This window comes from Cognatundibacterium griseum (genome assembly GCF_014284195.1).
Classification (GTDB): Bacteria; Pseudomonadota; Gammaproteobacteria; order Burkholderiales; family Burkholderiaceae_D; genus Undibacterium; species Undibacterium griseum.
Genome location: NZ_JACOGC010000001.1, coordinates 242,063 through 254,107, shown reverse-complemented (window position 1 = coordinate 254,107; position 12,045 = coordinate 242,063). Strand labels below are relative to the sequence as shown.

Annotated in this window: 12 protein-coding genes; 3 read left to right on the top strand and 9 right to left on the bottom strand. The window is 52.8% G+C overall.

What is annotated here, in order from left to right; translation table 11 throughout:
• Nucleotides 1–52: 52 nt before the first annotated feature.
• On the bottom strand, nucleotides 53–991 hold the full coding sequence (locus H8K27_RS01010; RefSeq protein WP_186861379.1) for a LysR family transcriptional regulator: 939 nt from the start codon (nucleotides 989–991) through the stop codon (nucleotides 53–55).
• Nucleotides 988–1,767 carry a class II glutamine amidotransferase gene (locus H8K27_RS01005; RefSeq protein WP_186861378.1) on the bottom strand — a complete coding sequence of 260 codons (780 nt, stop codon included), beginning with the start codon at nucleotides 1,765–1,767 and terminating at the stop codon, nucleotides 988–990. Before H8K27_RS01005 ends, H8K27_RS01010 begins: the two co-directional genes overlap by 4 nt.
• Before the next feature lie 90 nt (nucleotides 1,768–1,857).
• Here H8K27_RS01005 and H8K27_RS01000 point away from each other — a divergent pair, with 90 nt between their 5' ends.
• Nucleotides 1,858–2,154 carry a YciI family protein gene (locus H8K27_RS01000; protein WP_186861377.1) on the top strand — a complete coding sequence of 99 codons (297 nt, stop codon included), beginning with the start codon at nucleotides 1,858–1,860 and terminating at the stop codon, nucleotides 2,152–2,154.
• A gap of 340 nt (nucleotides 2,155–2,494) precedes the next feature.
• Here H8K27_RS01000 and H8K27_RS00995 read toward each other — a convergent pair whose 3' ends face one another.
• The 7 genes from H8K27_RS00995 to rpmH all read right to left on the bottom strand — a co-directional run bounded on the left by H8K27_RS00995 (nucleotide 2,495) and on the right by rpmH (nucleotide 8,721).
• Entirely contained in the window at nucleotides 2,495–3,157 is a 663-nt protein-coding gene (locus H8K27_RS00995; RefSeq protein ID WP_186861376.1) for a DUF4145 domain-containing protein, read from the bottom strand.
• 163 nt (nucleotides 3,158–3,320) lie between these two features.
• Nucleotides 3,321–4,271, bottom strand: coding sequence for an alpha/beta hydrolase family protein (locus H8K27_RS00990; protein ID WP_186861375.1), 951 nt, complete (start codon nucleotides 4,269–4,271; stop codon nucleotides 3,321–3,323).
• Between the two features lie 226 nt (nucleotides 4,272–4,497).
• On the bottom strand, nucleotides 4,498–5,904 hold the full coding sequence (gene mnmE, locus H8K27_RS00985) for a tRNA uridine-5-carboxymethylaminomethyl(34) synthesis GTPase MnmE (protein WP_186861374.1): 1,407 nt from the start codon (nucleotides 5,902–5,904) through the stop codon (nucleotides 4,498–4,500).
• A gap of 180 nt (nucleotides 5,905–6,084) precedes the next feature.
• Nucleotides 6,085–7,827, bottom strand: coding sequence for a membrane protein insertase YidC (gene yidC, locus H8K27_RS00980; RefSeq protein ID WP_186861373.1), 1,743 nt, complete (start codon nucleotides 7,825–7,827; stop codon nucleotides 6,085–6,087).
• A gap of 8 nt (nucleotides 7,828–7,835) precedes the next feature.
• Nucleotides 7,836–8,081 carry a membrane protein insertion efficiency factor YidD gene (gene yidD, locus H8K27_RS00975; RefSeq protein ID WP_408058412.1) on the bottom strand — a complete coding sequence of 82 codons (246 nt, stop codon included), beginning with the start codon at nucleotides 8,079–8,081 and terminating at the stop codon, nucleotides 7,836–7,838.
• 55 nt (nucleotides 8,082–8,136) lie between these two features.
• On the bottom strand, nucleotides 8,137–8,547 hold the full coding sequence (gene rnpA, locus H8K27_RS00970) for a ribonuclease P protein component (RefSeq protein WP_186861371.1): 411 nt from the start codon (nucleotides 8,545–8,547) through the stop codon (nucleotides 8,137–8,139).
• 39 nt (nucleotides 8,548–8,586) lie between these two features.
• Nucleotides 8,587–8,721, bottom strand: coding sequence for a 50S ribosomal protein L34 (gene rpmH, locus H8K27_RS00965; protein WP_061535510.1), 135 nt, complete (start codon nucleotides 8,719–8,721; stop codon nucleotides 8,587–8,589).
• A gap of 517 nt (nucleotides 8,722–9,238) precedes the next feature.
• On the opposite strand from rpmH, the gene dnaA reads away from it, so the two are divergent.
• Together dnaA and dnaN are read left to right on the top strand one after the other, a co-directional pair.
• Nucleotides 9,239–10,630, top strand: coding sequence for a chromosomal replication initiator protein DnaA (dnaA, locus tag H8K27_RS00960; RefSeq protein WP_186861370.1), 1,392 nt, complete (start codon nucleotides 9,239–9,241; stop codon nucleotides 10,628–10,630).
• Nucleotides 10,631–10,825: 195 nt separating this feature from the next.
• Nucleotides 10,826–11,932 (top strand): DNA polymerase III subunit beta, encoded by a 1,107-nt coding sequence (gene dnaN / locus H8K27_RS00955; RefSeq protein ID WP_186861369.1) that lies wholly within the window; start codon nucleotides 10,826–10,828, stop codon nucleotides 11,930–11,932.
• Nucleotides 11,933–12,045: the final 113 nt, after the last annotated feature.

The following is a 12,045-nucleotide window of genomic DNA, read 5'->3' as shown; positions in this document are numbered from 1 at the left end:
ATGCTCCGTCAGGAAATGCGGTGTTTTTTCATGCCCGGCATGGTTTTCAGCGTTATTGGCCCGTACCCGAAAACACCTCGCCCGCGGCCTCGGCAATGAGCCGCCGGAACCACTGCACCTCCGCCGCCGCATGCACCCGTTCATGCCACAACATGAAGAACTGCATACATGGCATTGCCAATGGCACCGGTAAAATTTCTATCGGCCAGTCCTTCGCACATTGCAACGCAAAACTGCGGCTGGTCGTAAAAATCAGATCGGTCTTTGATAGCACATACGGCACCATGCCAAAATACGGAATCGTCATCTGTATCCGCCGCTTCAGGCCCTGCTCTGCCAGCGTGCTGTCAATGATGCTGCGGTGTCCCATCATGTAGGGAGTCGGTGCCAGATGCGGCATATCCAGGTAATAGCGCAGCGACAGTCCTTTGCTGACCACCGGATGCTTGCGGTTGACCATGCACACAATCTCATCCTCCGACAATTGTGCAATATGCAGATGCTGCGGCGCATCCGGCCAGTTACCGATCACGCAGTCCAGCTCGCCGCTTTCCAATGCGGCAGCGTAATCAAAACCAGCACTCAGGGCATGCACCACCAGCCCCGCCTGCGGCGCCAGTTCACGGACTTTTTCCATCACCCGCGGAATCAGCAAAACACTCAGATAATCCGGCGCGCCGAGATGAAATACCCGCTGACTGCTGGCGGCAACAAACGCCGGTGGCGGGCTGGCAATGCTCTCCAGCGTCTGCAATCCCTGTCTGGCAAGCAGCAGCAATTCGTTGCCGCGTTCGGTCGGCGTCATGCCGTTTTTACCGCGCACCAGAATCGCATCACCGGTGATGTCGCGCAGACGCTTGAGCATATTGGACACCGCCGGCTGCGACTGGCCGAGTTTCATCGCCGTGCGCGTAACGCTGCGTTCCGTCAGCAAAGTATGCAGCACACGCAGCAGATTGGTATCGAGCTGATCGGCCGGACGCTGACTCATAGCGCCTCCGCAGTCAGCATATCGCCATCGGTAAACACCCGGAATTCTCCGGGCGCAAACTGTGTCCAGCGTTCATTATGGGTCAGCGGTTCGGTAACGATCACCGCCACCTTGTCATTCGGGGTCGTCACCTCGGAAAAATCGACTGTGACCTGCTCATCTGACAGACTGGCCGTAGGAAAAGGATACTGGCGCACGATGTAGTGCAGCTTGGTGGAGCAATGCACGAACATCGCTTCACCGTTCGAGAGCATCATATTGAAAGTACCGTAAGCCGCAATCTCTGCACAAATGGTCTGCAGAAACGGTGCCAGTTCCGCCGTATCCGGCAAACTGGTGCCAAACCGTTTACGCAGACATTGCAACAGATAACAGAACGCCAGTTCACTGTCGGTGCTGCCAACCGGTAAAAAGCTGCCGTCCAGCACCAGTGCAAAATCTTTCAGGTCGCCATTATGCGCAAAGACCCAGTAACGCCCCCAGCATTCGCGCACGAACGGATGGCAGTTTTCCAGCGTCACCTCGCCCTGCGTTGCCTTGCGGATGTGTGCAATCACATTTTTTGACTTGATCGGATAATGCTTGATCAGTTCCGCCACCGGCGAGCTGATTGCCGGCTGATGATCGACGAACAAACGGACGCCGCTGCCCTCAAAAAAAGCAATGCCCCAGCCGTCTTTATGCTCGTCCGTCAGCCCGCCACGCGTCGCAAACCCCGTGAAACTGAACACGATGTCGGTCGGCGTATTGCAATTCATTCCTAGTAATTGACACATGATGCACACAGAAAAATCGGTATCTGCATACCTTAACATACGCAAACTTTTTTATGGTCAAATGCTGTCCTGACCTGCACGGGGATTTTGATGCTCTTCATTCTGCTATTTCACGACCACCAGGATAAACTGGCGATACGTCAGCAACACATGGCCGCTCATCTTGACTGGCTCAGCCAGCATCAGCAACAAATCCGGGTTGCCGGATCACTGCGTACCGAGCCGGAGCAGGCGCCCCTGGGAGCCTGCTGGATCGTCGAGGCAGACAGCAAATCAGCGGTCAGCGCACTGATCGCCACTGACCCATTCTGGCAACATGGTCTGCGTGCCAGCGTTGAAATTCTGCACTGGTCAAAGGCATTTCCGGATCAGTACATACCAGTCTGAGCAACACGCTGTAAGATTGACAGAAGGCAGTTTCGATGCAGAAGCTAGAGAGAGTCTTAAAAGCTAATCTCAGTAAGGGTTTTGAAAATATGATTCAATTTTGTGTACTAACTTGTGTACTAAAAAACTGATGTGACTCTCTTTAATGCTATGTAACCGCTTATTTATAGGTTACTTAGCCACCCCTCCTTCATTCTCAGTCAGTCGTAATTCATACTTGATCTGACTCACCTCGTCCGATTTCCCCCCAAAGCGGACCTGCGATTTCTTTCGCTGAAAGAATTTCTCCACAATATTAGACAGGTAGGAACCAACGATGCACGGCGCGCTCGCTTGAATGTCAAGAGAAATGCTTGGTCATGATGTCGCGCACGTCCCTGAGCATTGACCGCACATCCGACGCGTCGAATTCGTCCCATTTCCCATGAGCAGCGCTATTTCGTAGGTCAGCTATTGTGGTAATTTTTTTTTGAACCAATTTCGAGTAAATCGCCTTCTTGGCGAGTTCACTGTTCATCCAATCCAATTTCGGCTTAACTGGCAATGATACATCGTTAGCCACACAAAGCTTTCGGAGCCCATCTTCCAACACACTCCCAGTAACGATAGCAGATGGATGAAAATAGCCCGCCTCTAGCAAATGCTCAGCTTGCTCAAGAAATTCGTCAAACAATTCTGCTTCAACTAATCGCCTCAGGGAGAAAAGGCTACCAGATTCAAAATCATCCTTCACTGAGAGCAGTACACCGAAGGCCTGTTCCGCATTAGGCCACTTTGGATAGTTGGGGAATTGATCTTGCAGTCGTAAATAGTGCGGACTTGATTCACCAAATACGCGTCCCACCAGACTAAGACAACTAGTAAGCCACCGGTTCATGATTTGAACATCAACAAAGTCACTCGTGATATGGCCTGGCGATGGATGTTTTCGCGTGGCCAGGACTTGTTGCCCAAGTTCAATTAGTTCATCGATGCGTGTGGAGATTTTTTCGTCAAGTGTCATGAGTTAATTCCTGCACGGTGAGAGAACATTTGTCTGAAGGGAATCCTTGATGTCGGCTATTTGGTCGATTGTAGCCGGCCATCTTGCTGGAGTATTCGCCTCTTTGCCGACCGTCGCACTTATTTCCAAGCACATCCTATTTCAAACACTAGCGCTAACTAACTTAATTTGCTACGGCCCCATTCGCTTTTTGAAATGGTTTGCCTTTGAACCATTGGGCAAGACCCGCTATGTAGTCTAGGAGGTGGTTTCTATCAGGTGCCTGCAGCGCATGCCCAGCACCCTGATACTCGATATATGTAAAATTCTTATCAGGGTGTGAGGCAAAATATTCTCGTAACTTTCGGCCCGATTCGATAGGCACACTTTCATCCTGTTCTCCCATCGCGGCCACAATTGGGATGTTCAGTTGCGCGTATGTTGGTAGCGGATCGTAAAACAGATGTGAACTCCAGTAGCGGTATGGGTGGCCAAAAAACTCCTTGGTCAGATTGTTCGGATCAGCCTTGATAGCATCGTAAATTTCGCGCAATTGCTTACGGGAATATAAACTCGCATAAGGTTCAACTTTGCGTGCGCTAAAGATCAGAAACTCATCACTTTGCGATAATCCGCCGCTGCCACCAGTTGAAAGCCAACCGATTTTCTCGCTCTGCGAGGCAACAATTGGGGCAACAACACCGCCTTCGGAGAAGCCTAGTATCGCCAAGCTATGCTGCTCAAGCGATTTCAGATAGGGTTCAGTTTTGATAAAGGTTAAGGTATCACTTACCCGCCGCTCCAAATAATCTGCGTAATTGTAGATCTCAGAACAGTGTTCTCCATCGTCTCCCTTGTTGATACCAATCTTTTCAAGGAAGTAGACATTGACCGGTGCGGGATATCGTTCAAAAAAACCCGGGATTCGGTGCCCGAAATCGCGACAGCCTGAACCGCTGATTAGCAGAATTGGTGTTGGTTTTTCATCTAACGTGACGTCTTGCAAGTGGTAGTAACGTCGCTGCAGCCCGTCAATTTGAATCTCTGCTTCCACAAGCGTTCGTTCGGCCAGCGCAGCGCCCGTGACAAGTATGCTGCCCACAAAAAATAGAAATTGAAGAACTATTTTATTCATTTAAATCCTTGACTTACCATGATCGTCTGCTACTCGCCGGTCTCCGCCGGTCGTTGGGTCTTCACATCGATTCCTTGGGAGGAAAGTCCTCCCTCGATTTTGGTAAGTAGCCCCAGACACGCGCAACTTCTCCGCATAACCATAGCCAAACTAAGCAAACAACCTGCATTTCTCATAGTAGAAATTAAAATCTGCTTGTTCAACTTAGCAAACCCTGAGCGACCTCCTATTTCCCGATGCAGAAACGGGAAAAAATCACGCCCAGCAAATCATCGGAACTGAATTCACCGGTGATGCTGTTCAGACGGTCTTGCGTCAGGCGCAGTTCTTCAGCAAACAGATCCAGCGACTGGTCGTTCTGAGCGGCATATTCCGCAGCGCTTTGCAAATGCTCATGCGCGTGTTTCAGGGCGATCAGGTGGCGTTCACGCGCGAGGTAAAGTGATTCGCCGGTCTGCTCCCAGCCTGCGATGCGCAGCAATTCCTGGCGCAATAAATCAATACCGGCATGATCCTGGGCTGACAAGTAAATATGCGTTGCATCATTCATCCGGTCGACGCTGGGATGATGACCGGACAGATCGATTTTATTCCACACGCGGATCACCGGCACACCGTCGGGAAAGCGCGCCACAATCGCTTCATCAGCCCGGGTCGGCCCCCGGCTGGCGTCCAGCAGATGCAGAATCACATCGGCTTTTTCCACTTCCGCCCAGGTACGTTCGATGCCGATCCGCTCGACCGTATCAATCGCATTGACGATACCGCCTGGTTCCGCATCATCGTGTTCATGGCGGATACCAGCCGTATCGATGATATTCAGCGGTATGCCTTCGATGTGGATCGTTTCGGTCACTTTGTCGCGGGTGGTGCCGGCAATCGGCGTGACAATCGCGACATCGTCACCGGCCAGCGCATTCAGCAAAGACGACTTGCCGACATTCGGCTGACCAGCAAGCACCACATTCAGGCCGGCGCGCAACAAAGCGCCCTGTGCGGCCTGGTCGAATACTTTTTGCAGCGCAGCCTGTATTGCCGAGAGCTGGCCGCGCGCATCGGATTTTTCCAGGAAATCGATTTCTTCTTCCGGAAAATCCAGCGTCGCTTCGACCAGCATGCGCAGGTGCACGACCTTGTCGACCAGTTCGTGAATCACTTTGGAAAACACACCGGACAAGGATTGTGATGCGGACTTGGCAGCCGCTTCGGTAGAGGCTTCGATCAGATCAGACACCGCTTCCGCCTGCGCCAGATCGAGCTTGTCGTTCAGAAAAGCGCGCTGGGTGAATTCACCCGGCTGCGCCAGCCGCAAACCGGCATCTTTACCGGCCTCCAGGCAGCGGCTCAGCAGCATCTGCATCACCACCGGGCCGCCGTGCCCCTGTAATTCGAGCACTTCCTCGCCGGTGTATGAATGCGGGGCGTTGAAATACAGCACAATCCCCTGATCGATGATGCTGCCGTCAGCGTGCCGGAATGGCAGATAGCTGGCATGGCGCGGTTTCAACGCCGTATCACCAAACAAAGTGCGGATAATGGGTGCCAGATTTCTGCCAGAAATGCGGACGACGCCGATGCCGCCGCGTCCGGGTGCGGTAGCGATGGCGGCAATGGGAACAGGATCGTAAATCATGATGAAATTTTATCGTTGCCCGCACTCCGGAGGTGCGGAATTTTAACCGGTGCTGTGACGCAAATGCCACAGATATACAGGATGCCGCCCTGAATGTCTCATGCCGTCTCAGACAGACTGCGAATGAGACCGTGCCCGAAACAAAAAAGCCCGCAGTCAGCGGGCTTTTTTGGCTGGCTGTTACGCCTTATGTTCAGGCGGGATCAGCTTATTGTTAATCACCCATTGCTGGCCAATCGACAGGATGTTGTTCACAACCCAGTACAGCACCAGACCGGACGGGAAGAAGAAGAACATGACCGAGAAAATCAGCGGCATGAACATCATCATCTTCGCCTGCACCGGATCAGCCGGCGCCGGATTGAGCTTGGTCGTGATGAACATCGAAATTGCATAAATCAGCGGCAAAATAAACAGCGGATCCGGCGAAGTCAGGTCGGTAATCCAGCCGGTCCAAGGTGCGCCGCGCATTTCCACGCTGGCCTGCAAGACCCAGTACAGCGCCAGGAACACCGGCATCTGGATCAGGATAGGGAAACAGCCGCCAAGAGGATTGATTTTCTCGGTTTTGTACAACTCCATCATGGCCTGATTCATTTTTTGCGGATCGTTTTTATAACGTTCGCGCACTGCCTGCATCTTCGGTGTGACGACCTTCATTTTTGCCATGCTGCGATAACCGGCAGCCGACAGCGGGAACAGTGCCAGTTTGATCGAGATCGTAAACACAACAATCGTCCAGCCCCAGTTACCGATCAGGCCATGAATCAGCTCCATCAGCCAGAACAAAGGCTTGGCGATGATGGCGAGAATACCGTAATCCTTCACCAGCTCCAGACCCGGCGCAATTTTCTCCAGCGTCGCGGTCGATTGCGGGCCGGAATACAGCACAGCGTCGCTGTCTTTAGCCGCACCCGGTGCAATCGTACCCAGCTGCAGAATGGTGCTGACGGAATACACGTTATCGCGAACCTTCTCGGTACGGAATTCACGCGGTCCTTTGTCCTGAGGCACAAATGCCGATACAAAGAAATGCTGAATCACGGCAACCCAGCCATTATCTGCCGATTTCACATGACTGTTATTGCTGCTGCCAGGCTGTTCCTGCTCGGCCTTGTGGATTTTTTCAAAATCGAGCTTCTGGAATTTCTCTGACTCAGTATAAATTGCCGGTGCGTAAAACTCGCTCGGGCCGGTAAACATAGAACCGCCGGCAGGCTTGGTGCCGTCATGAATCAGTTGCAGGTACAGTGCCGGCGTAATCGGCGCTGCCGTGTTATTGGTCACCGTGTGTTTGACGCCAATCGCATAATCACCTTTTTTGAAGGTCAACGTTTTGGTCAGTTTCACACCGCCCTGCTGCGATTCCAGCACCAGCTGCACGCTGTCAGCGCCGTCAAGACTGCGCTTGCCCGGCAAGGCGGTAAACACGGACTTGTGATTCGGCAAAGCTGCATTCGCCAGGCCTGTTTGCGCCAGATAAGTACGGGTTTCACCGGCATCAAACAACACCACATTCCGTTCCGTTTTAGCTTTTTCTTTCAGGCCGACCGCTTCCAGGAATGGCAGATAAAAATGTTCCGGTGCCGGATGATCCTTATATTTCAGCAATTCCAGCCGTCTGACCTCGCCGCCCAGCGTATCAATATCCACCTTAATCACATCCGTCGTGATCGTGATCAGTTCAGTTTTGGCGGCAACCGCAGTGGTGTCCGCAGCACTGGCGGCAACACTGCCGGAATTGACTGCAGGAGCAGCGACGCCAGCAGCGCCTGTCGCAGAGGCCGCAGCCGGCTTAGCCTGCTGTGTGCTGGCTGCCGGGAAAAACATCGAGGATTTGCCGTTATGGCGCATCCAGTTATCCCATAACAGCAGCAACGACATGGAAAAAATAACCCACAGGACGGTACGTTTGATATCCATTTTTTATGTCAGGAAAGATGTGAAGAATGACCAGCATCACCAGGATGTTCATGGTGACACTTGCCGGATGTGGGGATGGTTTCTGTTTTTTCAGCAGCAGGCGGAACATGATCGACACCGCCCGGATGCCAGGGATGGCATTTGCACAAACGCCGGCCCGCCAGATAGCTGCCTCTGGCGGCGCCATGCAACCGGATTGCTTCGGCCGCATATTCGGAACAACTGGGATAAAAACGGCAGTTCTGCCCCAGCATAGGGCTGATTGCATACTTGTAAAAGCGCAATAACAGGAGCAGCAGCGTTTTCATATCAACCCGTTTGCTGGCAAGCTGGCGCCGCGAACAGGCGCAAAATCTCCGCCCTCAACTCCCGCCTGAGGCGGGCAGTCGTGGCAGGGCCGTCTTTACTATTGACCGGCCGGGACAGGCGCACGATGCAATCAACGTTTTTCAGCGCAGCGCACCTGAAAATCTCACGCGTGACACGTTTGATCGTGTTGCGCGTGACTGCGCGCGGCGCAAACCGCTTGGCAGCCACAACGCCCAGGCGGGCATGCGATAAATCGTTCGTTCTGGCATACAGGACAAAGTGCGATGTCCTGAACACGGGGCGCAAACGAAAAACGGATGAAAACTCATCCGTTTTAACGATACGCCGGATACGGGCAAAATCTGCATTGCCTGCACCAGCCTGAACTGAATCAGCTGAATAATTGATCATGCGTTTTCAGCCTGGGCCGCCGCAGACCAACATTGATAATCAGGCTGCCAGGCGTTTACGGCCTTTGGCACGGCGTGCATTCAGAACAGCGCGGCCACCGCGGGTTGCCATACGTGCGCGGAAACCGTGAGTGCGCTTGCGGCGAACGACGGAAGGTTGGTAAGTACGTTTCATGTTGGTCTCGCTATTTGAGCAATAAAAAAAATCGGAATTACGGATAAAGGCTGTCGTGCGTACGACTTCGGCTCACGCATTTCGTCAGGCCTTTCGCCTTTACTGCCCCAAAACCGCTGCTCATGGCTGCTGCAGTACCCATACAGACGTAGAGGCAATGCACTATCCAATAAAAGAGGGTAGGGAACCCTGAATTAGACACCATTTTTAGCTTACGTGTCAATCACTTAGCGCAAATTTTAATCATCCTCATATTTCCCGGCTGCTGCAGCGCACAGAATAAATTTAATGCGGCGGCTGTGGATAACTCGGTCAGTCGCGGTTAAAATAGAGGATTAGCGCGGCACCGGTTTATGCCTTTCAGGCAACTTTCCGGGCAAATTCGATCATTGCCCGGACAGGTTAAAGAACTGTTGCGGATCCTGCCTTCCGGGTTGCTTCCCGGTACTTGCCCAGGTTCTGTACGGTTTGAATAGATGCGGACCGCGCATTTGCATTTAATACAGTAAAGTTATTCATGGAAAATTTCTGGCAAGCCTGTTCGTCACAACTAGAGCAAGAGCTTCCTTCGCAACAATTCAGCGCCTGGATCAAACCGCTTGTCCCGCTTGATTTCGAGAACGGCAAGCTGCGCATTGCCGCGCCCAACCGCTTCAAGCTGGATTGGGTCAAGGCGCAATTCGCCAATCGCATCAGCGAGCTGGCCAATCAGTACTGGGACGATGCGGTTGAGGTGCAGTTCGTGCTGGACCCGCGCGGCGGAAAGAAGCCAGCGGCCGCCCCGGCACCGGCGACAGTCCGCCATGGCGCCCAGGATACAGAGCCGGGCACGGCTTCTGTCGAAATTGTCAATGAAAGCAGCACACCCGAAGTCTCGCCGCGGCGCGACCTGAGCCGCATCAACGTCGAACTGACATTCGACAGTTTTGTGACCGGTAAGGCGAATCAACTCGCACGCGCGGCGGCCATCCAGGTGGCGAATAATCCGGGTGTGTCCTATAACCCACTGTTTCTGTATGGCGGCGTCGGACTCGGCAAGACTCACCTGATCCACGCGATCGGCAACCAGATTCTGGTCGATAACCCCAATGCCAAAATCCGCTACATCCACGCCGAACAGTATGTGCGCGACGTAGTCACCGCCTACCAGCGCAAAGGTTTCGACGAATTCAAACGCTACTACCACTCGCTCGATCTGTTGCTGATTGATGATATTCAGTTTTTCGGCGGCAAGAGCCGGACGCAGGAAGAATTTTTCTATGCCTTTGAAGCGCTGATCGCGGCAAAAAAACAGATCATCATCACCAGCGATACTTATCCGAAAGAAATCACCGGCATGGATGACCGTCTGATTTCGCGTTTCGACTCGGGCCTGACGGTCGCGATCGAGCCGCCGGAACTGGAAATGCGGGTTGCCATTCTGCTCAAAAAAGCCCATTCCGAAGGCGTGCATTTTTCGGATGACGTCGCGTTTTTCGTTGCCAAACATCTGCGCTCAAACGTACGTGAACTCGAAGGCGCATTGCGCAAGATTCTGGCGTATTCCCGTTTCCACGGCAAAGACATCACGATTGATGTCGTCAAGGAAGCGCTGAAAGATTTGCTGTCGGTGCAGAACCGCCAGATCTCGGTAGAAAATATCCAGAAAACCGTGGCTGACTTTTTCAACATCAAAGTCGCGGATATGTATTCGAAAAAACGTCCGGCCAATATCGCCAGACCGCGCCAGATTGCGATGTATCTGGCAAAAGAACTGACGCAGAAAAGTTTGCCGGAAATCGGCGAGCTGTTCGGCGGGCGCGATCACACCACGGTCTTGCATGCAGTCCGCAAGATTGCGGCGGACCGCACCAAAAACCCGGAGTGCAATCACGAGCTGCATGTGCTGGAACAGACACTCAAAGGTTAACCGGTATGAAGCAAACAGGTTGCCAGAATGACCGCCGTGCCAGAATGAAGCCTGCCTTTATTCTCTTGACAACGCACAAGGTATTTCCGGCAACCCGGCATTACAGCAGGCAGTAAGCGTTCAGTATTAAGAAGTACGAAATTAAGCAGTACAAAAAGCATCATTGATCAATGACAACCACAGCGAGGATTTCAAATGCAATTGGTTAAAACCCACCGGGATACCCTGCTCCGGCCTTTGCAAATTGTGAGTGGTATTGTCGAGCGTCGGCACACTTTGCCGATTCTGGCCAATATTCTCATCCGCAAAGACGGTGAACAGGTATCTTTCCTCTCTACAGACATCGAAGTGCAAATCACGACCAAAGCAGAAATCGGCTCGGGTGGTGACAACATCGCCACGACCGTCGCGGCGCGCAAACTGCTCGATATTCTGCGCGCCCTGCCCGATGATCAGGATGTGGTGCTGAAGCTGGACAACAAGCGCATGAGCGTGCAGTCCGGCAAGTCGCGGTTTTCGCTGCAGACACTGGCGGCAGAAGAATTCCCGACGGTGGCACAGGCCGAACATTTCAATGCCAGCGTCAGCCTGCCGCAAAAAACCCTGAAGCATCTGTTCAACATGGTGCATTTCTCCATGGCGCAACAGGATATCCGCTACTACCTGAACGGCTTGCTGCTGGTGGTGGATGGCAAAAATGTGATCGCCGTTGCCACCGACGGCCATCGTCTGGCGTTTTGCCAGATTGAGGTCGAACAGGAATTCCCGCGCCACGAAGTCATCATTCCGCGCAAAACCATTCTCGAATTGCAGCGCCTGCTGGAAGACAAAGACGACCCGGTGCAGATCGACATAGCGAATAATCAGGTCAAACTCACATTCGCCGATATCGAGCTGATTTCCAAACTGGTCGAAGGTAAATTCCCCGACTTTAACCGCGTGATCCCGAAAGGCTATAAAAACAGCTTTACGCTGGGCCGTGAGCAATTGCTGCGCTCCTTGCAGCGTGCCGCGATCATGACTTCGGATAAGTTCAAAGGCGTGCGCTGTGTCATCACGCCGGGCAGCATGCAGATTTTATCGACCAATGCCGATCAGGAAGAGGCGATGGAAGAAATCGAAATCGATTACGGCGGCGACAGCGTGGACATTGGTTTCAATGTCAGCTATCTGCTGGATGTGCTGAACAACCTGAAATGCGATCAGGTCAGTATCTCGCTGGGCGACTCCAATTCGTCAGCGCTGATCACGATTCCAGACAACACTGACTTTAAATATGTCGTGATGCCTATGCGCATTTAAGCCTGATGAAGCCTGAGCGCACCTCTTTTGCCAGCGGCAGAGGTGCGCCGCGAGGGGCGTCAACGCCAGCAGCCAGTCTCCGGTGCTGGATCAGCGTATGCAATCTGGTCAGT

Coding starts and splice junctions, on each gene's coding strand:
- H8K27_RS01010 (WP_186861379.1), bottom strand. CDS start 991: ATGAGTCAGCGTCCGGCCGATCAGCTCGATACCAATCTGCTGCGTGTG.
- H8K27_RS01005 (WP_186861378.1), bottom strand. CDS start 1,767: ATGTGTCAATTACTAGGAATGAATTGCAATACGCCGACCGACATCGTG.
- H8K27_RS01000 (WP_186861377.1), top strand. CDS start 1,858: ATGCTCTTCATTCTGCTATTTCACGACCACCAGGATAAACTGGCGATA.
- H8K27_RS00995 (WP_186861376.1), bottom strand. CDS start 3,157: ATGACACTTGACGAAAAAATCTCCACACGCATCGATGAACTAATTGAA.
- H8K27_RS00990 (WP_186861375.1), bottom strand. CDS start 4,271: ATGAATAAAATAGTTCTTCAATTTCTATTTTTTGTGGGCAGCATACTT.
- mnmE (WP_186861374.1), bottom strand. CDS start 5,904: ATGATTTACGATCCTGTTCCCATTGCCGCCATCGCTACCGCACCCGGA.
- yidC (WP_186861373.1), bottom strand. CDS start 7,827: ATGGATATCAAACGTACCGTCCTGTGGGTTATTTTTTCCATGTCGTTG.
- yidD (WP_408058412.1), bottom strand. CDS start 8,081: ATGCTGGGGCAGAACTGCCGTTTTTATCCCAGTTGTTCCGAATATGCG.
- rnpA (WP_186861371.1), bottom strand. CDS start 8,547: ATGATCAATTATTCAGCTGATTCAGTTCAGGCTGGTGCAGGCAATGCA.
- rpmH (WP_061535510.1), bottom strand. CDS start 8,721: ATGAAACGTACTTACCAACCTTCCGTCGTTCGCCGCAAGCGCACTCAC.
- dnaA (WP_186861370.1), top strand. CDS start 9,239: ATGGAAAATTTCTGGCAAGCCTGTTCGTCACAACTAGAGCAAGAGCTT.
- dnaN (WP_186861369.1), top strand. CDS start 10,826: ATGCAATTGGTTAAAACCCACCGGGATACCCTGCTCCGGCCTTTGCAA.